Genomic DNA, 24,761 nt, shown 5'->3' with positions numbered 1-24,761 from the left:
AACAAGTTTCATCTGAAATGAGCAAATATCCATCAAGATAATGGCTGAAGTAACGGTAGTGAGCAGCATATAGCTTCGTAGCAGTAGCGATCACCGGTAGGTTCAACTGCTCAAACCACAGCGCTCACTAACGACTGGAATATCCCAATTCTCGCGGCAATACTCAGAACCGATAGGCAAATAAAAAAGGAGAGCCGAGGCTCTCCTTTTTTCATCCGGTTGGCACCGAGTACTACTTACTCGCCGCCTTGTGGCTTTCTTCGTACATCCGCTCGATTTGCTGGTGATAGCGATCCTGAATGACTTTACGGCGCAGTTTCTGGGTCGGTGTCAGTTCACCCTTATCCATCGAGAAGGCGCTCGGAAGCAAGGTAAATTTCTTCACCTGCTCGAAGCGGGCCAGATCTTTTTGCAATTCAATCACCCGCTTTTCAATCAACTCGATGATCTGGCTGTGCTTAACCAGCTCCATCCGATCATGATACTTGATGTTCAGCTCACGGGCGTGCTCTTCGAGCGTTTCAAAGCAAGGGACAATCAGGGCTGATACGAACTTGCGCGTATCGGCGATCACCGCGATCTGCTCGATAAAGTGATCTTTACCTATGGCGCCTTCAATGACCTGCGGAGCAATATACTTACCGCCGGAGGTCTTCATCAACTCCTTGATACGGTCGGTAATAAAGACGTTACCGTCCTCATCGATATGACCCGCATCACCGGTTTTTAGGAAGCCGTCCTCGGTGAAGTTTTTGGCGGTTTCTTCCGGCATATTGTAATAGCCGCGCATCACCATCGGGCCACGCACCAAGATTTCGTTGTTTTCGCCAATCTTCACTTCGGCACCCGGCATCGACATACCGATTGAATCCGGGTTGAAGCACTTGTCATCCCAGCACGATACCGTCGCCGTGGTTTCCGTCATGCCATAGCCCAGCTTGACGTTGATACCGATAGCATGGAAGAAGCGGCCAATGCCCTCGTCCAGCTTGGCACCGCCACACGGCATAAACTTAATATTGCCGCCAAGAATGGCCCGTAGCTTCGACAATACCAGCTTGTCTGCCAGAGCATGGCTCTTTTTCAGCATCCAAGATGGCTCTCGGCACTCCTGACGCGCCAGGGCCATGCGGGCCCCCATGTTAACCGCCCAGGTAAAGATCACCTTGCGCTGGAAAGGTGCACGGGCAACCTTGTCGTGGACGGTGGAATAAATCTTCTCGTAAACCCTTGGCACCGCCGCCATGACATTCGGCTTCACCTCGGCCAAGGCTTCTTTAAGCAGGTTGGTATCAGACAGGTAGCAGTTTACCCCGCCACGGTGCAATACATAGAAGGTCCATGCGCGCTCAAAAACATGCGACAGAGGAAGGAAACACAGCGACACATCGCCCTCTTCCAGTGCCAGTTTCTGGTCGTGACCTTCAAGCTGTGAGCCGATGTTGGCATAGTCGAGCATCACCCCTTTCGGCGTGCCCGTAGTGCCCGAGGTGTAAATCAAAGTCAGCAGATCATCCATTGCCGCGTCATCCAAACGCTGGGCCAGGGTGTCTTGCGCCGCAGTCTCGGCAGCCGCTACAAAGTCGTCAAAGCGGATGACTAACGGGTGTTCGGTCAGGCTCTCTACCTCACCCATCACCACGATATGCTCAAGCTCTGGGCAGTCACCAGCCACTGAAACAGCAGCATCAAGCTGAGCTTGCTCGCCAACAAACAAGATGCGGATCCCGGCATCATTGATAATGTATGCCGCTTGCTGCGGGGTGTTGGTTGGATAAATGGGGACAGTTACAGCTCGGTTATACAGTGTTGCAAAGTCAGCCACTGTCCATCGTGGCATGTTGTTGGAGAAAATACCGACTTTGTCTTGGACATTCAGGCCATGTCCAACCATAGCCAACGCGAGCTGTTGGATCTGCTCACCAAACTCACTCCAGCGGATATCCTGCCATTGACCTGCCACTTGGTGGCGTAATGCAACCTGATCACCTAAGCGTTCAACTTGTGAACGAATACGGTTGACGATATGAAATTCACGTTTAGCCATAACTACTCTGCCATTCTGGCTTACACCTGTAAGCCTATTCCGCTGGGGAGTCTACCCGTGACGTAGGGAGAAAGGCAACTCCGTGACCTCACAAAAACCCTATTTCTCTGGTACGACCAGAATTGAAAAGCCAGATATTACAAAGGCTCTACCTTTCCCTAATAGCGTGGCTACAAAATGTAAGGAAATACGTCTAACTAACCGTTTACTACCAGTATAACGGCATAATTTCACTCTTTATGAAAAACAGAAGCCAGCAATCGCTGGCGTCTGTTCGCAAAGGATAGTCAATCCGATTAGATAGAGCTGTCACCACACACGGCTAGCAGTTGGTCACGCATCCAAATATGGCCTTTGTCCTTCTGCGAAGACTCGTGCCAGCTGAGGTAACCCGAAATCCTGGCCGACTCAACCGGCAGTGGTAAAATTTTCAGCTGTTGGCTGGCAGCAGTCACGTTAGCCAGCCAGCGCGGCACCACGGCAATCAGCTCAGACTGGCTAACGACATACATGATGTTGCTCAGGCTCACCCCTTGGTAGGCTTCCTGATAGCTGGCATGGCTGTTGTAGATATGGTCGGCAAACATCTTCACCCCAGGGATCGACGTCATTACGGCATGCTGCTCTTGGCCAAACTCGGCCTCTGTAATGGTCTCGCCAATGCGCGGGTGGTTACCGGCAGCCACCACAACAAGTTCATCGCTGAACAATTCAGTACTGCAAAAACCAGGCTCGTCAAAACGCACATAATCAATTACAAAATCAATATCTTGGTAGCGCATCTTTTGGGTCAGATCGGCATCCATCTCAGCTTCAACCTGTACTCTGACATAAGGAGCCTGCTCGGTTACTTGGCTCAAGATACGCGGAGCAAAGCGCATATCCGACGGGCTGCAAACGGCCAGTTTAAACGTGCGGGTCGAGGTATCCGGCGAAAAGATGGAAGATGGCAGTTCGTTTTTCACCAGTTGCAGTGCCTGGCGAAGCGGACCGAATAGCTGCTTGGCACGCTGGGTCGGCTGGATCCCGCGCCCATGGCGGATAAACAGCTCATCGTTGAACATCACTTTCAATCGCGCAACGGCATTGCTCACCGCCGGTTGGGACATACCCAAGTTGTGCGCTGCACGGGTAATATTTTGCTCCTGCATCACTGCATCGAACACGGTCAGTAGATTAAGATCAACGCTACGTAAATTGGATTCCATTTTATACCCATCAGCAGGGTGAATAGATGAATTTCTGCGTGCCATTATTTGCCTCTATTAATTACCATTATGGGGCAAAATCCGTTATGCCGCCGGTGAATAGTTGGGCAATCCGATGCCTCTGAAAACTGACTCCCTCTTGCGGGGTGAGGCCAGTATGTTTCAAATAGATTGACGAAATAAATAGGCGAGTATCAGCAAATTGGTGCCGTTATATGTAAAAAACTGAATTCAGAATACAAAGACTTACAATACATATACTTAGGTGGAATGTAAAAAGTTCTAAAATATCTGTAATTAAAATAAAGCTTTAATTATAAGCAAAATTAAAGGGTTAAAAGAAAGCAAAAAGGGCCAACACCGGCCCTTCAACTAACAACGAGTGCGAAGATGTTAAATCGTCGTTATCGATGTTCTATAGCGAGTGGCGTCATGATTGGTATACCACTCAATCATTGCCTCTTGGACGATCTCGGGGTATTCCACCCGCTCCCAAAGCTGCTGCCATAATTCATCACAGTTATGCCAATTCCCCGATAGTACCCAATGAGCTATCGCCGTCGCCACATCGGGTATCTTCACCCGGCCGGCAGGATCACTGTCCAGCCAATTTCTCACCGCAGCAGGATCGAGGTAGCTCATCGAGCTGGCCAGCCCCATCATCTCCAAGGTCATGACATTGCTGATTTGCTCATATTGGCCATGCAATGGCTTGAGCAATAGTCTCTTGCCCAAGTGCATCGCCTCAGAGGGGAGCTCGAACCCACCGTTGGCTATCACGCCGCAGCAACGGTGCAGTCGATGATGGAACGCTTCTCGGTTGAGTTTACGGATACTGATATTGCCATACTCACTATCATGACTGGCCTCGGGGTGGTAGCAGTAAAAACGGACTTGAGTAAAGCGGGTCAGCAAACCAAGTACCGCCTGCAGGTTCTCGAAAGGCAGGTAAACCAATACCGACTGATCGCTGGCTAGCGATACTTCCCCCATCGGCACGATAGGCGGTAGGATCATCTGGTTGAAATGGAACCAATGGACGCCCAACTGCTGGGCCGTTGGAGCAAAACTGCGCAGTACCAAGCCATCAAACCAGGTCTGGCCTTGGGTTGGGATGTCGTGCAAAAAAGCGTTCTGGTGGCTGATCCCGATACTGTGAACCTGCTGTTTTTTCGCCGCCCAGGCAGAAACCGGCTCAAAATCATTAAGTACCACATCGTAGCCGGTTAAGTCGAGATTGCGGGCATCACGCCAAAACGTCGCCAAGTGATTGCTGGTCAGGGTCTTCCAACGGCTCACTTCACCATTTTCGGTGACAAAGGTCAGCCCACGCCGAGTTTGGAACTGACCGAAGCAATCCATATCAAAATAGCGATTATCAGGACGGCCTGAAAACAGAAAGTCGACATCGGCTCCCAGAACCGAAAATGCCCTGGCCATTTCTCGAGCCCGTGAAATATGGCCATTGCCCGTCCCCTGAACACCATAAAGAATCTTCATTGACTGGCTACTCCTTAGAAACTCATGAGCTGAAAGCACAATATGCCCAGCAGCGCCCCGGCAATGACATCGGTAATGTAGTGCACCCCTAGCAGCACACGGGAGAAACCTATCGCTACCGCCCACGGCCAGATAAACCAGGCGGTATCCGGATAAAATGCCGTGATGAGCGAGGCCATAACAAAAGCCGCGGCGGTATGGCCCGACGGCAAGCTGTACTTGTCCGATGGTGTAATAAAGCTCGGCAACGCTTCCGGGCGATTGCGCTTCAAGCAATTTTTCAGAACAAGGTAAACCGGAAGTTCGAGGGCGAATGCAAGTAACCCAGTTGTCACTACATCTGCTCCCTGCAGAGGATCAGCAACCCATGCCAGTGCTGCAAAAATCCCATACAGGTGACCATCCCCGGTATGGGATATCGCACGACTAAAACGCGCAACTTGAAGGTTGAAACGGTGGCAGAGGCAAAGCGCCGAAAATGCGTAATCAATTCGCTGTAACGGTGTCAGTAAGGTCATTGTCGAGATCCTAAGCTGATTAACTCTGGATCAGATTAGAAAAGGGATATGACAACGCAGTGACGCTTTAGAGGAGGGATAATGACAATCCTTCCGCGCAGCATACATACCTGTTGCGAAAGGATTGCCAACGGTTTGCCGGAAATTAAGCGGAGGCTAAATTTTCATGGCGGTGTACCAATTTGAAGTCAGACAAGATCACGTATGCCGCCGGGATCATGAACAGTACCAGCAGGGTTGAGGTAAAGATCCCAAACACTATCGAGATCACCAGCGGCTTGATAACCTGGGCCTGCAAGCTGGTTTCCAGCATCAGCGGTAACAAGCCGGCAGCAGTGGTTAGCGATGTCAGGAAAACCGCCCTGAAGCGCTCTCGGCTTGCCTCTACCACGGCTTTTTCTATGTCGTCGCCATCATCAAGGTGGTGACGGATGTACTGCACCAGCAAGATGGAGTCGTTGACCACCACCCCGGCCAGCGAGACAAAACCCATCATGCTGGGCATACTGAGCGGATGGCCCAGCAGCAAGTGGCCCCAGAATACCCCGATCAGGGCCAACGGTATCGCCAGCAGCACCACGAAGGGTTCGAGGTAGCTGCGGAACTGGAAGCTGAGGATCACAAACACCCCGAAGATCCCCAGCATAAACCCTGTTGCCATCGACTGCCCGGTTTTCGCGGTATCCTTGGCCGCCCCTTCGAAGTCAAAGCGCAGCCCTGGGTAATCCTGCTGCAGCTTAGGCATCAGCTTGGTTTTGAACTGGCTCAGCACCTCGCCGGAGCTGATCACGCTCTCTTGCAGATCACCATAAACACTGAGGGTGCGCAGCCCGTTAATACGCTGGATCCGCACATAGTTACGCTGATGCTCAAGAATTGCCACCGAGGCCAGCGGGATCTGGCTGCCATCAGACAAAATGATCGGAAAGCTTGAGAGGACCTGCAGATCTGCCGCCCGCTCTTTGTTGAACATCACCTCGATTTCAATGTTCTCGGGCCCGATCTGGATCTCATCGGCAGTCTGGCCGAAATACGCCGCCCGCAGCTGTGAAGCAATCATTTTGCCATCGACCCCGAAGGACTCGGCTCCCGGACGCAGACGGATCAGTACTTCCGGCTTACCCATCCGCATATCGTCCAGCACGCCTGATACCCCGGCAAATTCATTGAAGAACTGCTGGGTCTCGATAGAGGCGGCTTTGAGCATCGCCAAGTCATCATGCTGCATCCGCACCTCAATGGCTCGGCCACCCGGCCCCATCGCCGGTTGCTTGAAGACCAACGCCACCGGCGCGGCCAGCTCACCGACATCTTCCCGCCACGCATCAATAAACTCATCGATCAGGCTATTGCGGATCTCGGCACTGAGCAAATCGAGCCTGACAGTTGCGACATGCGGGCCACTTTCGTCAGCATCGGCATTGAAGTTGAACTGCTCGGTAATGTTCTTGACCAATGACATGCCATCTTCGTTGCGTTCGCTCCATTGCGCATTGAGACGTTTCGCCGACGTCACCACCTCATGCACCACCGCTTCCGTCTGGCTTAGTGTGGAGCCCGGCGGCAAGATGATCCGCGCTTCGGCAATATCGCCATCCAGCTCCGGAAAGCCGACAAACTTCAGGCCGCCACCTGCCAGCAAGGCAAAGGAGGCAAACAGCAAACCAATCACCCCACCGACAAACAGGTAACGCCATTGCACCACCAGCGCAACCCAATTGACCAAGCGCTCATTGCGAAATTGCTCAAACCGGATCAGGAAGTTCCGCTTCCATGTAGGTGGCAGTGTTTCCTGCTTTTGCCGGTGCAATGAATGGCTAAGGTGACGAGGCAAAATCAAGAACGCTTCAACCAAACTGATCGACAGCACCAGGATCAAGACTTGCGGTACCACCCGCAATACCGCGCCCATCTCCCCTTCAAGGAAGATCAAGCTACCGAAAATGCAGATTGTGGTGAGGAATGATGACACCACCCCCGGCAGCACTTTCTTCACCCCGTTGTACACTGCATCCTGGATCTTCTGTCCGCGATCAAGGTGGGAGGCTATCGACTCGGAGATCACTATCGCATCATCCATCATGATCCCGATGGCCATCAGCAGGCCGACCAACGACATAATATTGATGGACAAAGAGAAAGCGGCCATCAAATACATGCTGCCAAGAAAAGCGACCGGCAAACCTGCGGCGATCCAGAATGAATAGCGGAACGAGAAAAACAGCCACATCACGGCAAAGACCAGCACGACGCCCTGCCAGCCGTTTCTGATCATCATGGTCAGGCGATCCCACAAAAGCGACGAGAGATCATTGGTCAGCGTCAGGGTCACTCCGGTCGGTGCCCGCTGGTTTTCCGCCTCGACAAACGCTGCTACCCGCTCTTTGATCCGCAACGCATCATCGGCCTTGTTCTTGCTGATCCGAAGCATTGCCGACGGCACACCATCAAACAACACCTTCTGCTCATCAAGGGCGAAACGATCGGTAATCGTCGCGACATCCCCCAAGCGCAATATGGCTCCCTGGGTATCTGCGCCGATAACCGTTCGGGCAATCGTCTCTGGGGTTATTTTCTGCTCGTCGAAGCGGATCAATAGGTTGCGATCCGCCAGCTCGATGTTGCCGCTTGGCAGTTTGATATTTTGCCGGCTCAATTTGTTGGCAATATCATTGACACTCAAGCCCAGCAGACGGATCGCCACTTCATCAAGTTCGACCCTGAGCTGATGGTCGGAAAACCCGCTGACATCGACCAATGAAACGTCATAGTCGAGTTTGAGAGTACGCTTGAGCTGTTCGGCATACGCCTTGAGGTGCGGCAGGCTGGTATCGGCTTTGATCGCCACATCAACCACCGGCTCGTTCCAATCCAGCTCACGGACTATCGGTGATTCGATTTCAGACGGGAAATCATTGATCGCGTTGATCTGGGTCTGGACATCCACCAGCATCCGCGAGACCACCTCGCTACTGGTCAACTTGAGGATCAGCGATGCCGAGCCTTCTACCGCTTCACAGCGGGTCTCGATGATATTGGACAACCCATCCACGGCGTCCTCCATCCGCATACAGATGCTCTCCTCCACTTCCTGAGGCGAAGCACCGGGATAGACCACCGAGGCAATGATATAAGGGGGCGCAAAATCCGGGAAGGTTTCACGCTTGATCTTAGGCAGAGACACCAGCCCCAGGATAATCAAGGCCAACATCATCAGGTTAGCGGCCGTTGGGTGACGGGAAAAGTAACGGATCATGACGCCGGCTCCTGAATCGGATCCTGCTCAACCGGCTGGCCATTCACGGTCACGACTCTCAATGCCATGCCCGCGACAGCCGGCAGCAAATCGTTGACCACCAACTGGGTACCGGACGCCAGCTCTCCGCTGATCGCCACTAGGCCATCACGGCGGAACAGGACTGTCACCGACTGGATTTTCAAATGACCTTCACTATCGACCAAATAGACTTTATCGCCATGCAAAGCCCGCTCGGGGATCACCCAGTGCGGGTTGGGCTGACCAGAAATCCGAGCTTCGACAAACATCCCTTTGACCAAAGGCGGGGCGGAGTCCGGTGATAGTTGGCGGTAGTCCTGATCAACTTCAAGGATCACCCCGACGGTGGCCTGATTGGCGTTGACCGTATCACTGATGCGAGTCACTTTCGCCGGCCATTGCTGGATAAAGCTGCCACTGGACAACTGGATACTAGCACTGAGATCGAGCTGGTCAGCCCGAGGCTTGCCATCGGCATGGGCGGTGTACTGAGTCAGACTGGCAGCGAGTACCTGCATATCATGCAGGGCGATTTGGGCATCAATTTCCACCGTATCGATACCGTGTGCCACCACCATCACCTGCTGAGTATTCACCACCTGATCCTGCTCGATATCCACATTGGAGATCCGGGCATCGATCGGCAAGGTGATCACCGTTTTTTGCAATGAGCGCTTTGCTTCGCTCACCTGCGACAAATTCACCTCCAGCTGGGCCTGTGTGACCTTGCGTTCGTTGGGCAACACAATGAGCTGGTTTTCGATTTCCTGCACCACCTTCTGGCTCGCCAGCGTATTCTGCTGCTCCAGATCGACAGTCGACTGCGAGGTCAACCCTTTGGTGCGGAGTTCCTGCTTGCGCGCCAGCTCCCTTTTGCTGATCGCCAAACGGTTCTTTTCTATCTTCAAGGTGGTCTTCAGGTTCTGCTCTTCCTGCGTCAACTTAGCCAGCTGTGCTCGGCTGCCACTGACATCGGCTTCGGCCTGCGCCAGACGCAATTCATAATCCAAGGGATCGATATTGAGCAAAATGGTCCCCGCATCCAATACCCGTCCTTTGTTCAGATCCGGATGGCGGTACACCACCTTGCCCGTCACTTCCGCGATGGCCTGCCACTCCACCTTCGGCGCAACCCGACCAAATCCCGCGGCCTCTGGTGCAAGCTGCTGCTGTTCAAGATTGATCACATCGACTACCCTGGCACGTTCAAGTACCTGCTTTACATCCGGCGATGGGCGCAAATTAATCGCCAACACCAAGATCACCACGCCGGCTAACACAGCAGGAAACAGGAGTAGTTTACGATTGTTTAGCATGGTTTATTCTCTTCCTTTGGTATCATCAATCCACGTACCAACACATTGACATTGTGCTCGACAAGTTCAGCCAAATACGCTTCATCCATTTCAATATTTTGCATGGTCAACATTGAGGGCGGGATCAGAAAAGGAAACACCATAAAGCTGACAAACAGCTTCCTCGCCTCAGTAATCAATCTGTCTCTGGTGTCAGATTCACTGACCGGACGCCCGGCTTTACCGACCATGTCGACAGGGCAATAATTCCCCAAAATGTAATCAATTGATTAATTTTACTATATGAGAGATCTCCTCACCTTGATGTGGATTCAACAAACAAATAACATCTTTGTTATCTACACAAATAGCAGCATTAGCTCAACGCCCAACCGAGCACTCGCTCCCCCGCTGCATACAAGTGGTCAGATTTGTTGTAATGGCCATGAAATATCAACTGAATAACCATAAAAATAAAATAAACATGCAATTAATGGTTGACGGTCCACCTGTCTATTTGGTATTCATTTGTTAACCAAGTTTGTGGATATATTTCAATTATGAAAATGCGTTTCTCATCTCTTCTCCTAAGCCTCCTCCTTATCGTGAATACATCGCGCGGGTAGCTTATGAGTGGGAAACACCACTAAGAATTCCAAAAACCCGCGCAGCCAGCGCGGGTTTTTTCTTATACAGGCCAGCGCAAACGGATGCAGATAATGCCAATACGGCAGCCAATGAAAGGAAGTAGCAATGAAAGATCAGGTCATCATTTTCGATACCACGTTACGTGACGGTGAGCAGGCGCTATCCGCCAGCCTGACGGTGAAAGAAAAACTGCAGATTGCTTATGCCCTTGAGCGCCTTGGGGTTGATGTTATTGAAGCGGGCTTTCCTGTTTCTTCGCCGGGCGATTTCGAGTCAGTCCAGACCATTGCCAAGCACATCAAGAACAGCCGAGTCTGTGCCCTGTCCCGCGCGGTTGCCAAAGACATTGATGTCGCCGCCGAATCATTGAAAGTGGCCGAGGCATTTCGGATCCATACCTTTATTTCTACTTCCACCGTCCATGTTCAGGACAAACTGCGCCGCAGCTACGATGACGTGATTGAAATGGGTGTCGCCGCCGTGAAGCGTGCCCGTAACTACACCGATGATGTGGAGTTCTCGTGTGAAGATGCCGGCCGAACGCCAATCGATAACCTATGCCGGATGGTGGAAGCAGCCATTAATGCCGGTGCCAGCACCATCAATATTCCTGATACTGTTGGCTATACCCTACCGAGCGAATTCGGCGGCATCGTCAGCCAGTTGTTCGAGCGGGTCCCGAATATCGACAAGGCCATTATCTCGGTGCACTGCCATGATGATCTGGGGATGTCGGTCGCCAACTCGATGGCTGCGGTGCAAGCCGGTGCCCGTCAGGTTGAAGGGACAATCAATGGATTAGGTGAACGAGCGGGTAACTGTTCGCTCGAAGAAATCGCCATGATCATCAAAACCCGCGCTGAGTTATTGGGTGTACACACCAACATCAAACACGATGAGATCCACCGCACCAGCAAGATGGTCAGCCAGCTTTGCAACATGCCGGTACAAGCCAACAAGGCTATCGTGGGTGCCAATGCCTTCAGCCACTCGTCGGGTATCCATCAAGACGGCATGCTAAAGAACAAGAATACTTACGAGATCATGACGCCCGAGTCTATCGGCCTGAAGAACCAAGCACTGAATCTAACATCTCGCTCAGGCCGCGCCGCGGTGAAAAGCCACATGGACGCACTGGGTTACACCGAAAACGAATACAACCTGGACGACCTATACACCGATTTCCTGAAGCTGGCCGACCGCAAGGGCCAAGTCTTCGATTACGATCTTGAAGCACTGATGCACTTTGCCAACCTGCGCGATGAAGATGACTTCTTCAAGCTTAACTACCTAAGTGTACAGTCCGGTAGCGTGATGGCAACCACCAGCATCAAGCTGCAGTGTGGTGATGAGGAAAAATGCGAAGCCGCTGTCGGCAATGGCCCCGTCGATGCGCTATACCAGTGTATTTATCGCCTAACCGGTTATGAAATCGTTCTGGACAAGTTCGATCTTACCGCCAAGGGCGAAGGCGAAGATGGTCTGGGTCAGGCCGACATCATCGCCAACTACAAGGGCCGCAAGTACCACGGTACTGGCTTGGCAACCGACATTGTCGAAGCGTCAGGACAAGCACTACTTCACGTGATCAATAGCATTTATCGCGCCGATCAAATTGCAGAAATTAAACAAAAATCCCAAATGGAGACAGTATAACCATGGCAGGTACATATAAAATTGCCGTTCTACCGGGTGACGGTATTGGCCCAGAAGTTATGCAGCAGGCCCACAAAGTATTGGCCGCTGTGCAAGAGAAATTCGGTTTCACCCTAGAATGCGAAGAGTATGATGTTGGTGGTATTGCCATCGACAACCATGGCTGTCCCCTTCCGGAAGAAACAATGAAGGGCTGTGAAGCCTCGGATGCGATCCTGTTCGGTTCGGTAGGCGGCCCGAAATGGGAACACCTGCCACCGAACGATCAACCTGAGCGCGGCGCATTGCTGCCATTGCGCAAGCACTTCCAGCTGTTCTGCAACCTGCGTCCGGCGCAGATCCACAGTGGCCTAGAAGCATTTTCACCATTACGTGCTGATATCTCCGAGCGTGGCTTCGACATCGTGGTGGTACGCGAGCTAACTGGCGGTATCTATTTCGGCCAGCCGAAAGGCCGTGAAGGTGAAGGTCCGCAAGAGAAAGCGTACGATACCGAGATTTACCACCGTTACGAAATCGAACGTATTGCCCGTATTGCCTTCGAATCAGCCATGCTGCGTAACAAGAACGTTTACTCCATCGATAAAGCCAACGTGCTGCAGAGCTCTATCCTGTGGCGTGAAGTGGTAGAAGAAGTGGCGAAGGACTACCCAGAAGTCACGCTGAACCACATGTACATTGATAATGCGACGATGCAGCTGATCAAAGATCCGTCGCAGTTCGACGTCATGCTGTGTTCGAACATCTTCGGCGACATCATCTCGGACGAATGCGCGATGATCACCGGCTCCATGGGCATGCTGCCATCAGCCAGCCTGAACCAGGACAAATTCGGCATGTACGAGCCTGCAGGTGGCTCAGCGCCAGATATCGCTGGCAAGAACATTGCCAACCCGGTGGCACAGATCCTATCTGCAGCCCTGATGCTGCGCTACAGCCTCGGTGAAGAGCCGGCAGCACGCGCTATCGAGCAAGCCGTGTCGCAAGCGCTGGAAGCCGGTGAGCTGACCGCTGACCTAGCGGGCAACAGCGCAGCACTGAGCACCAGCGAAATGGGCGACAAAATAGCCCAGTACGTTCGCCAAGCCTAATCGCAGCAAGGAGCAAATGAGCAATGTCTAATACTAAAGCGCCTCAGACGCTATACGAAAAAATCTATGATGCCCATGTTGCGGTTGCCGCCCAAGGCGAAAACCCGATCCTGTACATCGACCGCCATCTGGTACATGAAGTGACTTCACCGCAGGCCTTTGACGGCCTGCGTGAAAAAGGCCGTAAGGTACGCCAGGTCGGCAAAACCTTCGCCACCATGGATCACAATGTCTCGACCCAGACCAAGGATATCAATGCCTCGGGCGAAATGGCCCGCATCCAGATGGAGACACTGGCCAAAAATTGTGAAGAGTTCGGTGTCACCCTTTACGATCTAAACCACAAATACCAAGGTATCGTTCATGTCATGGGCCCGGAGCTGGGGATCACCCTACCAGGCATGACGATCGTGTGTGGTGATTCACACACCGCCACCCACGGTGCGTTCGGCTCGCTGGCATTCGGTATCGGCACCTCGGAAGTCGAGCATGTCCTGGCAACCCAAACCCTGAAACAGGCCCGAGCCAAGACGATGAAAATCGAAGTCAAAGGCAAGGTTGCAGAAGGGATTACCGCTAAAGATATTGTGCTGGCAATCATCGGCAAGACCACCGCTGCAGGCGGTACTGGTCACGTAGTCGAGTTCTGCGGTGAAGCTATCACCGATCTCACCATGGAAGGCCGCATGACGGTCTGCAACATGGCAATTGAAATGGGTGCGAAAGCTGGCCTTATCGCCCCTGACCAAACGACGTTTGACTACATCAAAGATCGTAAATTCTCACCCGTTGGTGGCGATCTTGAAGCCGCTATCGAGTACTGGGAGACGCTGAAAACCGATGACGATGCCCAGTTCGATGCGGTTGTGACCCTAGATGCCAAAGACATCAAGCCGCAGGTCACCTGGGGCACCAATCCGGGTCAAGTCATTGCCGTTGACCAGCCCATCCCAACACCCGCTGACTTTGTCGATCCGGTTGAGCAGGCATCTGCAGAAAAAGCACTGGCTTACATGGGATTGGAAGCTGGCAAGAAACTGTCTGACTTTGCTATCGATAAAGTCTTTATCGGCTCTTGTACCAACTCACGTATCGAAGATATGCGTGCAGCAGCAGCGATTGCCAAAGGCCGCAAGGTTGCATCAAACGTGCAGGCGCTGGTTGTTCCAGGATCGGAGCAAGTGAAAGCCCAAGCTGAAAAAGAAGGACTGGATAAGATTTTCATCGAAGCCGGTTTCGAATGGCGCCTACCAGGGTGTTCAATGTGTCTGGCGATGAATAACGATCGTCTTGGCCCTGGCGAGCGCTGTGCATCAACCAGTAACCGTAACTTCGAAGGCCGCCAAGGTCGCGACGGTCGCACCCACCTAGTCAGCCCTGCGATGGCAGCGGCAGCGGCTTGTGCGGGCCACTTTGTTGATATCCGCGAACTAGACAACGTTGCAGTGACGGCTTAAGAGAAGGAACGAAACAATGACAGGATTTAAACAACATACCGGATTGGTCGTTCCATTGGATGCGGCCAACGTCGATACCGATGCCATTATCCCGAAGCAGTTTTTGCAGAAGGTCACCCGTACCGGTTTCGGCAAGCACCTGTTCCATGACTGGCGCTTCTTGGACGACGCTGGCGAGCAGCCAAACCCAGAGTTCATCATGAATGCCCCGCGCTACCAAGGCGCAAGCATCTTGCTGGCCCGAGAAAACTTCGGCTGTGGTTCTTCGCGCGAGCATGCGCCATGGGCATTAGCCGATTACGGTATCCAGGTCATGATTGCGCCTAGCTTTGCCGACATCTTCTACGGCAACTCGATCAACAACCAGATGGTGCCAGTTCGCCTGACCGAGCAGGAAGTCGATGAGATCTTCCTGTATGTCGAAGCGAATGAAGGCGCTGAGATCACCGTTGATCTGGACGCAATGCGGGTAACGGCGAACGGTAAACAGTACGGCTTTGAAATCGATGAGTTCCGCCGCCACTGCCTGCTAAACGGTCTGGATAATATCGGCCTGACCTTGCAGCATGAGGACAAGATTGCCGAGTATGAGCGCAATATCCCAGCGTTCCTCGCTTAGCCGAGCTAACCTTTACTGGCAACGGTAAAAAATGACGCCCCAAGCCTGTGCTAGGGGCGTTTTATTTTGTCTTTTTTGCAATAAAATCATTCCCTATCGGGTCGTCTAAGCTAATGATACCCAAGTATCTTGTTACCACTTTAGACCGTGATGCTTCACTGAGGATCCCCTATGCGTTTTATTGTCAGTCTGCTATTTCTCTTGCTATCGGCCAGTGCCATTTCTGCACCCAAGGCCAATCTTTGGCCCTACTGGCAGCAATACGCCACCACCAACTCACAAACGGTTGATCACGGCCGCTGGCAGCGCCTGCTCGATAAATACCTTGTCGTCCAGCCTAGCCAAACCTTGTTTCGCTATGGCCGGGTAACTGACAGCGACAAGTATGAACTGGATCGCTACCTGCGCGATCTCACCAAACTCGACCCACACCAATTAAATCGCAACGAACAATTTGCCTATTGGGTAAACCTCTACAACGCCCAAACGGTCAAGCTGATCCTCGACAACTACCCCGTTTCCTCCATCACCAAGCTAGGCGGTTTTTTTAGCTTTGGGCCATGGGATCAGCAAGTGCTGACCATCAATGGCAAAACCCTCTCCCTCAATGATATCGAGCACCGTATATTGCGCCCGATCTGGCGTGACCCGCGTATCCACTATGTGGTCAATTGCGCCAGCCTGGGCTGCCCGGACCTCCAGCCGGAAGCATTCACCGCCAGCAACAGCGAACGCCTGCTGGAGAAATCAGCCGCACGCTTTATCAATAGCCGCAAAGGGGTTAACCCGCAAAGCGGCAACACCAAAATATCTTCGATTTATGATTGGTATGGCAGTGACTTTGGCAGCCAATCCCAGCTCCAAAAACACATTAACCAATACCGGCAAGGGCCGCCGATCACCCTGGATAAGATCCGTTATGATTACAACTGGTCGCTCAATGATGCCAAATAGTTAGAGCTTCTCTCTGGGCCCGACACTCCCTCCAAATCTTATTACATGATTTGGGCATAAAAGAACGTTCCTGCTGGCAACCCGTACCCCAGCACATTACAATAACAGGCGTTCTCATTGGGGAGCGCCGCTTGTCTTAGTCATACTGCAAGCCGCTGAGATTGCCAAGGCAAAACCCACTGAACCTGATCCAGTTAATGCTGGCGTAGGAATTGAGTTCGATACGGTATGCCTTGTTATCCCGCGGGGCTGGCATGATGCCAGCCTTATGCTCAACCCTGTGCCGCTCATACGATTATTATTCCTCTTGCCGGACGCAAGAGCATCAGGAGCGCATAGTGAAAAAATTACTCCCTCTTCTAACCTTGGCTGCTGCTCCGGCATTGGCCACGGACAATACCCTGACGGTTTACACCTACAGCTCATTTGCCTCAGACTGGGGGCCGGGGCCGGCGATCGAAAAAGCGTTTGAGGCGCAGTGCGAATGTAATTTGGAATTTGTCGCACTGGATGATGGTGTGTCCATCCTCAACCGCGTTCGCCTTGAAGGCCAGCGCACCAAGGCCGATGTGTTGCTTGGCCTTGATAACAACCTAATCGCCGAAGCTAAAAAGACCGGATTACTGGCTGAGCATCAGGTTGATACCAGCACGTTAACTCTGCCAAACGGATGGAACGACACCACCTTTGTCCCCTTCGATTACGGCTACTTCGCCTTTGTCTACGACAGCACCAAACTGGCGAATCCACCCAAGAGTTTGGATGAGTTGGTCAACCGTGATGATTTGACCATCATCTATCAGGATCCGCGTACCTCGACACCGGGCCAGGGCCTGATGCTGTGGATGAAATCGGTTTATGGCGATAAAGCCTCAGATGCTTGGCAGCAACTGGCACAGAAAACAGTCACGGTCACCAAAGGCTGGTCTGAAGCCTATAGCATGTTCCTCAAGGGTGAGTCCGACATGGTGCTCTCTTACACCACCTCCCCAGCCTATCACCTGATTGCCGAGCTGGATGATAAATACAAAGCGGCCGATTTCAGCGAGGGGCATTACATGCAGGTGGAGGTTGCCGCCAAACTAAAAAGCAGCCCCAACCAAGCGCTGGCCGACCAATTCCTGGCCTTTATCCTGACCCCAGAATTCCAATCCGTGATCCCGACGGGCAACTGGATGTACCCGGTGACGGATGTCGTGCAGCCAGCCGAATTCAAAGTGCTAACCCTACCCGCCAAGGCGTTGGAGTTTGCCGCCCACGATGTTGCGAAACAGCGCAGGAGCTGGGTACGTGAGTGGCAACAAGCTCTGACCAAGTAGCAGGCACTCACTTTTGAACACACGTACCGCCCAACTGATGCCCGGCCTCATGACTGCCGGGCTTATTCTCTTGCTCGTGGCCGGGGCCCTTGGCGCCTTGATCAACGAGGCCAGCATGCTCGATATCGCCTCGCTATGGCATGACCCGTACCTGCGGCATATTACCGCTTTCTCCTTTACCCAGGCCCTGCTCTCGACACTGCTCAGTATTGTGCCGGCCATCCCCGTCGCCTATGCCCTGTCACGCCGCCAATTCCCCGGCAAAGCCCTACTGATGCGGATCTTTGCCATGACCTTGGTCCTGCCGGTACTGGTCGCAGTATTCGGCCTGTTGGCGATTTACGGCAACAATGGGTTGCTGGCTAATATCTTGGCCCTGCAAGGGTGGCAGGGCAGCTTCTCGCTCTACGGCCTGCAGGGGATCTTGCTGGCACATGTTTTTCTCAATCTGCCACTGGCGACCCGGCTGTTCGTTCAAAGTCTGGAGGGGATCCCGTTTGAGCAACACCAACTGGCCACCCACCTCGGCATGTCCAGCTGGCAGGCCTTCCGCTTTGTCGCCTGGCCGAGACTGCGCCAGCAACTGCCCCATGCCATCGGCCTGGTGTTCATGCTGTGCTTTACCAGTTTTGCCGTCATTATGGCGCTGGGTGGCGGCCCCAGGGCCACCACTATTGAACTGGCCATTTACCAAGCCCTGCGCTACGACTTTGATTTGGCTGGTGGCGCCATTCTGGCCCTGTGGCAAATGCTGCTGTGCTGCAGTTTGGTATTGCTGAGCCAGCGCTTTGCCAAGCCACTGGCAACATCCAGCCAATCCGTCACCAACCCACGCCAGAGTCAATTCGACAGCCTAGCCAGCCGCTGCTGGGATGGATGCTGGATCGGCCTCGCCCTGCTGTTGGTTTTCCCCCCGCTGTTGTCCGTTGCCGTGGCCGGGCTGAATAGCCAAACCCTCGACACCCTGCGCAGTCCGGGACTCTGGCAGGCGATTCGACACTCACTGCAAATCGCCAGTATTGCCAGTGTGCTGGCACTGGTTGGGGGGACGGCCATTCTTCTCACCAGCCGGCAGTGGCGACTCACTCACCGCCGCTGGCAAGCCGATGGTTTGGATCTGATCGGCACCATTATCTTGGTCACACCGGGACTGGTATTAAGTACTGGAATATTCTTGTTACTGCGTCAGTTCACCGATGCTTTTGCTGCGGCCTTTTGGGTGGTCATTGCCGTCAATGCCCTGATGGCGCTGCCGTATGTGCTCAAAACCCTCAGCCAGCCAATGCTCCATGTTGCCCAGCAATATGAACCACTGTGCCAAAGCTTGGGCATGAGTGGACTATCACGGCTAAGACTGGTGGAGTGGCGGGCCTTGAAAAAGCCGTTCGCCCAATCATTGGCTATTGGGTTTGTATTATCTCTTGGCGATTTGGGCGCCATTGCCCTATTTGGTAGCCAGGACTTCCAAACCCTGCCGCTCTATCTATTCCAGCTACTCGGCAGTTATCAAATGGATGCGGCCGCCGTGGCAGCATTGATCCTGCTAACCCTTAGCCTTGGTCTCTTCTCCTTGGTAGAAAAACTGATCATCCGGACTCCATCATGTTAACTTTGCAGCGCTTACAACATTGCTTTCACCACCCCAAGCAACCAGGCCAATCCACCCAACTCTGTTTCGACCTCAGGGTGGAAGCCGGTGATATTGTTGCCCTCTTGGGCCCTAGTGGCGCAGGAAAAAGTACATTGCTCGCCATGGTGGCCGGCTTTCTTGCCCCTGATAGCGGGACGCTCACGGTCAATGGTCACCCTATCAACCAATTGCATCCGGCCAAGCGCCCACTTTCGATCTTGTTCCAAGAACACAATTTATTTCCTCACCTGAGCGTCTATGAAAATATCGGCCTCGGTTTGAACCCTGCGCTCACGCTGAGCAATAAGCAAAAAGAGCAAGTGGTGGTAGCCGCCGCAAAAGTCGGGTTACAAGACTACCTTAACCGCTTGCCAGAACAATTGTCCGGCGGCCAGCGGCAACGGGTCGCACTGGCACGCTGTCTGATCCGACAGCGTCCACTGCTGTTGCTCGACGAGCCCTTCTCGGCACTGGATCCGGCGTTGCGCAAAGAAATGCTCGAACTCGTTAGGAAATTGGCGCGGGAGCAGGGCACGACGGTACTGATGGTCACTCACAGCCCGGAAGATGCACTGAAGATTGCCGACAAGTGCGCCTTTATCTATCAAGGGCAGGTGAAAGTGTTTGGCCCGAGCCAAGATATCTTGGTAGCACCGAGCGATCCGGCCCTCACGCAATACCTTGGTCATTAGATCCCAAAGCACCATAGGGCCAGAAATGAAAAAGCGAGCCAAACGGCTCGCTTTTGCTATTGGGTTAATGACCGGACCTGCAGTCGCTACAGGTTCTCCTCGGCAAACTCAGCCAACCGGCTGCGGACAACGCCATTGAGATAGATGTTGGCACTGCCTTCGAAATTCTTGAAACGCTCGACAATATAGGTCAAGCCCGACGTAACAGGAGAAAGGTAACTGGAGTCAATCTGAGCTAGGTTACCTGAACAAACCAATTTGGTGCCTTCCCCACAGCGGGTGATGATGGTTTTGATCTGTGAGGCGGTGAGATTCTGACACTCGTCCAGCAGGACAAAGGCATTCTGGATTGAGCGTCCCCGCATAAAGTTAATCGATTTAAATTGAATATTGGCCTTGTCGAAAATGTACTTCATTGAACCGTCGGTACAGACATCGTTTTTGTGCAGCGCCTCCATAGTATCAGTGACAGCGGCGAGCCAAGGCATCATTTTCTCTTCCTCGGTCCCGGGCAGGAAGCCGATCGATTCGGCAATTTCAGGGGTGTTGCGGGTCACGATGATTTTGTCGTACATCCCTTTTTCAATCACCTGCTCCAACGCCGCAGCCATGGCCAAGATGGTCTTACCACACCCGGCTGGGCCGGTTAGGATCACCAAGTCAATTTTCGGATCCATCAAGGCATCAAATGCCATTCCCTGGTAGATGTTTTTCGGGTGGATCCCCCACGCCTGTCGGCTAAGCAAGCGCTCGTGGCCAATATCTTTCAAGATCAGGTTTTCCCCGTCGACAGACTGGACCCGACCAGCAAAATCACTGTCCTCATCAATTAAGTATTGGTTGATAAATGGTGCTTCAAACAACTCTGACGGCAAGGTATGCACCGTCGAACGCCCCTTACTCTCTGAATGACACTCCCCGACCCGCTCCCAGAAATTACCACTGAACTGGTGGTACCCCTTGGTCAGCATCTTGACGTCATCAATCAACTGATCGGTACGGTAGTCATCGACAAAACATACCCCGGCACCTTTGGCACGCAGTCGCATATTGATGTCTTTGGTGATCAGTACCACTTCGCGTGGTGCGTAATGGGCCTGGAGAAAGAGCACGCCATTTAATATACGGTTATCCCCTGCTTTATCAGCAAAGGCATGGACCGTTTCGGTGACTTCGTAGTCGGCAAAAATAGAAACTTTGCCAAGCCCGCCACCTTCGGGGCCAAGTGGGATCCCCTCGACAATTTGCTCGGGGGTCGCGTCATGGAAGATATCTTCCAGGGCTCGGATGGCAACACGGGCATCACGGGACACATCCCGCTTACTGTCCTTGATGCGATCGAGCTCTTCGAGCACGGTCATCGGAATAACAACGTCATGCTCTTTGAAGGAATAAACTGCGAGGGGCTCATGAAGCAGAATATTGGTGTCTAGAACGAAAACTTTCCTACCAGCTTCATCCATAGGTACCTCCTTGGTAACAAAACGGTGGGTTTTCCACCAGAGTTTTTCCTGTGCCCGTAAAAACGGGTTGTTACTATTAAAGACCGGAGATAATTAAATAAATGTGACAGTTACAGTTTGGTACTTTCTTATCACAATGACCGTGACCTTGCTCACGGGTTGCAGTAACATTACTCCCCTTTTTTACCGGTGCGGATTCTGGCTTACACTTATATACCAATACCCACTGCCAACAGCAGCGGATGGATACCATCTAGTACGGTATTACTTTGAGTGTAGTTCATAAATGCTGGCGCATCGGCTTCGCATTTTCCTTGATTTCAAATAATTAGAAGGTTTTAACCACTATGCCATTTGCTTTGGGTCAACGTTGGATCAGTGATACTGAAAGTGATCTGGGTCTAGGTACCGTCGTGGCTTCCGATGCCAGGACTGTGACTCTGATGTTCTCTGCCTGTGAAGAGAACCGCCTTTATGCTCGCAATGATGCACCTGTGACCCGTGTAATGTTCAATGTCGGTGATGTGGTTGAAAGCCATGACGGCTGGTCGCTCAACGTCGAGCAGGTCGATGAGACCGGCGGCGTCTTTACCTACATCGGTACCCGTACCGATACCGGCGAAGAAAATGTCGCCCTGCGCGAGATTTTCCTCAGCAACCAAATCCGCTTCAACAAACCGCAGGACAAACTGTTCGCCGGCCAGATTGACCGCATGGATCGCTTCGCACTGCGCTACCGTGCCCTCAAGAACCAGTACGAGCAGCACAAAAGCCCGCTGCGTGGCCTTTGCGGCATGCGCGCCGGTTTGATCCCTCACCAGCTGTACATTGCCCATGAAGTGGGTCGTCGTTATGCCCCGCGTGTCTTGCTGGCTGATGAAGTGGGTCTGGGTAAAACCATTGAGGCAGGCATGATCATCCACCAGCAAGTATTGTCTGGCCGTGCCGAGCGTATACTTATCCTGGTGCCGGAAACCCTGCAGCACCAATGGCTGGTGGAAATGATGCGCCGCTTCAACCTGCACTTCTCGATCTTCGATGAAGAGCGCTGTGTCGAAGCCTTTGCTGATTCTGCCAACCCGTTCGATACCGCCCAGTATGTACTGTGCTCGCTGGATTTCCTGCGCAAGAGCCGCCGCCGCTTCGAACAAGCGCTGGATGCCGACTGGGATCTGCTGGTTGTCGATGAAGCCCATCACCTTGAGTGGAGCGAAGACAAGCCAAGCCGCCAGTACCAGGTGGTAGAAGCCCTAGCCGAAAAATCACCAGCCGTGTTGCTGTTGACAGCAACCCCGGAGCAATTGGGCCATGAAAGCCACTTTGCCCGCCTGCGCCTGCTCGATCCTGACCGCTTCTATGACTACGAGGCGTTTGTCGAAGAAGAGCGCCAGTATGCCCCGGTTGCCGATGCCGTATCACGACTGCTATCAGGCGAAAAACTGGACAACGAAGCCAAGAACACCTTGGTCGAGCTGCTGCCAGAGCAAGATATCGAGCCGATGCTGCGCATTATCGAAGCCGGTGATGCCGACGCCGAGCAGCAACAAATGGTTCGCCATGAGCTGATCGACAACCTGATGGACCGCCACGGTACCGGCCGAGTGCTGTTCCGTAACACCCGTGCGGCTATCAAGGGCTTCCCGCAGCGCCACCTCAATATGTACCCACTGGACTTGCCAACGCAGTACCAGACAGCAATGCGTGTTGCCGCGATGATGGGTGGCAAGATGAGTGTTGAGCAAAAGGCTTTCAAGCTGCTGTACCCAGAAGACATCTACCAGGAGTTCGAAGGTGATTCTGCAACCTGGTGGCAGTTTGATCCACGCGTTAACTGGCTACTGGACATGCTCAAAGCCAACCGCCAGGAAAAAGTGCTGGTGATATGCTCCCGCGCCCAAACCGCCCTGATCCTCGAGCAGGCACTGCGTGAACGCGAAGGGATCCGTGCCACCGTGTTCCACGAAGGCATGTCAATCATCGAACGCGACAAGGCAGCCGCCTACTTCGCCCAGGAAGAGGATGGTGCACAGGTGCTACTATGTTCTGAAATCGGCTCAGAAGGACGCAACTTCCAATTTGCCAACCAGTTGGTGATGTTCGATCTGCCGAACAACCCTGATCTACTTGAGCAGCGTATCGGCCGCCTTGACCGCATCGGTCAAAAACGCGATATCGAGATCCATGTTCCGCATCTGCAAGGCACCTCGCAAGCCCTGCTGGCCCGTTGGTACAACGAAGGCCTAAATGCCTTTGAAGAAACCTGCCCGACCGGCCGCGCCATCTATGATGCCTTCAGTGGCGATCTGCTTGAACTGCTCGCCAGTGACAAGCCTGATAGCAGCCTGTTGGATGCGCTGGTAGAAAAAAGCGCAGCGATGCACTTGGAGCTAAAGGGTAAGCTGGAGCAAGGCCGTGACCGTCTGCTGGAAATCCATTCCAACGGTGGCAATGACGCCCAGAAGTTGGTTGAAGAGATCAGCAGTAAAGATGGTGACGCCAACTTGGTTAACTTTGCTCTCGGCCTGTTCGACACGATCGGCCTGAACCAGGACGACAAAGGCGAAAATGCCATTGTCGTTACGCCTTCAGAGCACATGATGGTCGCGAGCTACCCAGGTCTACCTTACGACGGCTGTACCATCACCTTTGAACGCGACACCGCTCTGTCGCGCGAAGATCTGCACTTCATCAGCTGGGAGCACCCGATGATCCAAGGCGGTATCGACCTGCTGCTATCGGAAGGCGTCGGCACCACGGCGGTATCGTTGTTGAAAAACAAGGCACTACCAGCCGGAACCCTGCTGCTCGAGTTGGTGTATGTCGTCGATGCCCAGGCACCGAAACAGTCTGGAATCGGCCGCTTCCTACCGAAGACACCAATCCGCATCCTGCTTGACGCCAAAGGCAATAACCTGTCGGCCAAAGTCGAGTTTGAAGGCTTCAACCGTCAGCTCAGCCCAGTCAACCGCCACCTTGGCAGCAAATTGGTCAATTCGGTTCAGAAAGATATCCATACCCTGATCGAAAGTGCCGAGCAGGTGGTCGCCAGCGAGCTGATCACGATCCGTGAATCTGCCCAGGCTGAAATGGAAGCCACACTGCGTGCCGAGCTGGATCGTCTTCAGGCCCTCAAAGCGGTGAACCCGAATATTCGTGACGACGAGCTGGAGTTGATTGAAACCCAAATCCAAGAGCTCACCGGCTATATCACCAAGGCGCAAATCCAGCTGGACTCGCTGCGCTTGATTGTCGTGAGCCACGGTTAACCACTAACAGCGTTAGACTAAGCCGCCAGCACAGGCGGCTTTTTTATATCTCAAAATTGGGTGTCAAGGATATTGCCTTCTCAGCCATTGCTGATATTATCGCCGCCTTCCAATACCACGG

At 53.0% G+C, this 24,761-nt stretch carries 17 protein-coding genes and 1 riboswitch; of the genes, 9 read left to right on the top strand and 8 right to left on the bottom strand.

Translation table 11 applies throughout. From position 1 onward, the window contains the following. Nucleotides 1–232: 232 nt before the first annotated feature. The 7 genes from C9I99_RS22795 to C9I99_RS22765 all read right to left on the bottom strand — a co-directional run bounded on the left by C9I99_RS22795 (nt 233) and on the right by C9I99_RS22765 (nt 10,120). Complete coding sequence (locus tag C9I99_RS22795; RefSeq protein WP_107351135.1) at nt 233–2,047, bottom strand: AMP-dependent synthetase/ligase; 1,815 nt, start codon at nt 2,045–2,047, stop codon at nt 233–235. A gap of 296 nt (nt 2,048–2,343) precedes the next feature. Further along, nucleotides 2,344–3,300 carry a transcriptional regulator LeuO gene (gene leuO, locus C9I99_RS22790; protein WP_107351134.1) on the bottom strand — a complete coding sequence of 319 codons (957 nt, stop codon included), beginning with the start codon at nt 3,298–3,300 and terminating at the stop codon, nt 2,344–2,346. Nucleotides 3,301–3,648: 348 nt separating this feature from the next. After that, on the bottom strand, nt 3,649–4,755 hold the full coding sequence (locus C9I99_RS22785; RefSeq protein WP_107351133.1) for an MJ1255/VC2487 family glycosyltransferase: 1,107 nt from the start codon (nt 4,753–4,755) through the stop codon (nt 3,649–3,651). Nucleotides 4,756–4,769: 14 nt separating this feature from the next. After that, on the bottom strand, nt 4,770–5,273 hold the full coding sequence (locus C9I99_RS22780) for a phosphatase PAP2 family protein (protein WP_208113450.1): 504 nt from the start codon (nt 5,271–5,273) through the stop codon (nt 4,770–4,772). 145 nt (nt 5,274–5,418) lie between these two features. After that, entirely contained in the window at nt 5,419–8,529 is a 3,111-nt protein-coding gene (locus tag C9I99_RS22775) for an efflux RND transporter permease subunit (protein WP_107351131.1), read from the bottom strand. Beyond that, nucleotides 8,526–9,866 carry an efflux RND transporter periplasmic adaptor subunit gene (locus C9I99_RS22770; protein ID WP_107351130.1) on the bottom strand — a complete coding sequence of 447 codons (1,341 nt, stop codon included), beginning with the start codon at nt 9,864–9,866 and terminating at the stop codon, nt 8,526–8,528. Before C9I99_RS22770 ends, C9I99_RS22775 begins: the two co-directional genes overlap by 4 nt. Continuing rightward, the gene (locus C9I99_RS22765; protein WP_133638290.1) at nt 9,860–10,120 is read right to left on the bottom strand and encodes a hypothetical protein; all 261 of its coding nucleotides are present in this window, start codon (nt 10,118–10,120) and stop codon (nt 9,860–9,862) included. Before C9I99_RS22765 ends, C9I99_RS22770 begins: the two co-directional genes overlap by 7 nt. 478 nt (nt 10,121–10,598) lie before the next feature. On the opposite strand from C9I99_RS22765, the gene leuA reads away from it, so the two are divergent. From leuA to thiQ, 8 genes are all read left to right on the top strand, one after another. Further along, nucleotides 10,599–12,149, top strand: a complete 1,551-nt coding sequence (gene leuA / locus C9I99_RS22760; protein WP_107351128.1) for a 2-isopropylmalate synthase — start codon at nt 10,599–10,601, stop codon at nt 12,147–12,149. 2 nt (nt 12,150–12,151) lie between these two features. After that, nucleotides 12,152–13,240, top strand: a complete 1,089-nt coding sequence (gene leuB, locus C9I99_RS22755) for a 3-isopropylmalate dehydrogenase (RefSeq protein ID WP_107351127.1) — start codon at nt 12,152–12,154, stop codon at nt 13,238–13,240. 23 nt (nt 13,241–13,263) lie between these two features. Further along, nucleotides 13,264–14,697, top strand: coding sequence for a 3-isopropylmalate dehydratase large subunit (gene leuC, locus C9I99_RS22750; protein ID WP_107351126.1), 1,434 nt, complete (start codon nt 13,264–13,266; stop codon nt 14,695–14,697). A 16-nt stretch (nt 14,698–14,713) separates the two neighbouring features. Continuing rightward, nucleotides 14,714–15,316 (top strand): 3-isopropylmalate dehydratase small subunit, encoded by a 603-nt coding sequence (gene leuD, locus C9I99_RS22745; protein ID WP_107351125.1) that lies wholly within the window; start codon nt 14,714–14,716, stop codon nt 15,314–15,316. A gap of 171 nt (nt 15,317–15,487) precedes the next feature. Beyond that, a complete protein-coding gene (locus C9I99_RS22740) occupies nt 15,488–16,270 on the top strand; it encodes a DUF547 domain-containing protein (protein ID WP_107351124.1) in 783 nt (260 codons plus the stop codon). Between the two features lie 108 nt (nt 16,271–16,378). Continuing rightward, a riboswitch (TPP riboswitch) is annotated at nt 16,379–16,499 on the top strand. Nucleotides 16,500–16,608: 109 nt separating this feature from the next. Then, nucleotides 16,609–17,589: a thiamine ABC transporter substrate binding subunit gene (gene thiB / locus C9I99_RS22735; protein WP_243734681.1), complete on the top strand. Its 981-nt coding sequence runs from the start codon at nt 16,609–16,611 to the stop codon at nt 17,587–17,589. 37 nt (nt 17,590–17,626) lie between these two features. Further along, nucleotides 17,627–19,198, top strand: a complete 1,572-nt coding sequence (gene thiP / locus C9I99_RS22730) for a thiamine/thiamine pyrophosphate ABC transporter permease ThiP (RefSeq protein WP_107351193.1) — start codon at nt 17,627–17,629, stop codon at nt 19,196–19,198. Further along, nucleotides 19,192–19,911, top strand: coding sequence for a thiamine ABC transporter ATP-binding protein (gene thiQ, locus C9I99_RS22725; RefSeq protein WP_107351123.1), 720 nt, complete (start codon nt 19,192–19,194; stop codon nt 19,909–19,911). The genes thiP and thiQ overlap by 7 nt, the downstream gene beginning before the upstream one ends. Before the next feature lie 86 nt (nt 19,912–19,997). Here the strand turns inward: thiQ and C9I99_RS22720 are convergent, their stop codons facing one another. Next, nucleotides 19,998–21,374 (bottom strand): PhoH family protein, encoded by a 1,377-nt coding sequence (locus C9I99_RS22720; protein WP_107351122.1) that lies wholly within the window; start codon nt 21,372–21,374, stop codon nt 19,998–20,000. Between the two features lie 347 nt (nt 21,375–21,721). Between C9I99_RS22720 and rapA the strand changes: the two genes are divergently transcribed. Continuing rightward, complete coding sequence (rapA, locus tag C9I99_RS22715) at nt 21,722–24,640, top strand: RNA polymerase-associated protein RapA (RefSeq protein WP_107351121.1); 2,919 nt, start codon at nt 21,722–21,724, stop codon at nt 24,638–24,640. Nucleotides 24,641–24,761: the final 121 nt, after the last annotated feature.

It is taken from the genome of Photobacterium lutimaris (genome assembly GCF_003025555.1).
GTDB classification, from domain to species: domain Bacteria; phylum Pseudomonadota; class Gammaproteobacteria; order Enterobacterales; family Vibrionaceae; genus Photobacterium; species Photobacterium lutimaris.
The sequence above is the reverse complement of the archived record's forward strand: the minus strand, read 5'-3'. Positions and strand labels throughout refer to the sequence as shown.

Coding starts and splice junctions, on each gene's coding strand:
- thiQ (WP_107351123.1), top strand. CDS start 19,192: ATGTTAACTTTGCAGCGCTTACAACATTGCTTTCACCACCCCAAGCAA.
- C9I99_RS22740 (WP_107351124.1), top strand. CDS start 15,488: ATGCGTTTTATTGTCAGTCTGCTATTTCTCTTGCTATCGGCCAGTGCC.
- leuD (WP_107351125.1), top strand. CDS start 14,714: ATGACAGGATTTAAACAACATACCGGATTGGTCGTTCCATTGGATGCG.
- leuA (WP_107351128.1), top strand. CDS start 10,599: ATGAAAGATCAGGTCATCATTTTCGATACCACGTTACGTGACGGTGAG.
- C9I99_RS22770 (WP_107351130.1), bottom strand. CDS start 9,866: ATGCTAAACAATCGTAAACTACTCCTGTTTCCTGCTGTGTTAGCCGGC.
- thiP (WP_107351193.1), top strand. CDS start 17,627: ATGCCCGGCCTCATGACTGCCGGGCTTATTCTCTTGCTCGTGGCCGGG.
- C9I99_RS22785 (WP_107351133.1), bottom strand. CDS start 4,755: ATGAAGATTCTTTATGGTGTTCAGGGGACGGGCAATGGCCATATTTCA.
- C9I99_RS22780 (WP_208113450.1), bottom strand. CDS start 5,273: ATGACCTTACTGACACCGTTACAGCGAATTGATTACGCATTTTCGGCG.
- leuO (WP_107351134.1), bottom strand. CDS start 3,300: ATGGCACGCAGAAATTCATCTATTCACCCTGCTGATGGGTATAAAATG.
- C9I99_RS22795 (WP_107351135.1), bottom strand. CDS start 2,047: ATGGCTAAACGTGAATTTCATATCGTCAACCGTATTCGTTCACAAGTT.
- leuB (WP_107351127.1), top strand. CDS start 12,152: ATGGCAGGTACATATAAAATTGCCGTTCTACCGGGTGACGGTATTGGC.
- C9I99_RS22720 (WP_107351122.1), bottom strand. CDS start 21,374: ATGGATGAAGCTGGTAGGAAAGTTTTCGTTCTAGACACCAATATTCTG.
- rapA (WP_107351121.1), top strand. CDS start 21,722: ATGCCATTTGCTTTGGGTCAACGTTGGATCAGTGATACTGAAAGTGAT.
- C9I99_RS22775 (WP_107351131.1), bottom strand. CDS start 8,529: ATGATCCGTTACTTTTCCCGTCACCCAACGGCCGCTAACCTGATGATG.
- leuC (WP_107351126.1), top strand. CDS start 13,264: ATGTCTAATACTAAAGCGCCTCAGACGCTATACGAAAAAATCTATGAT.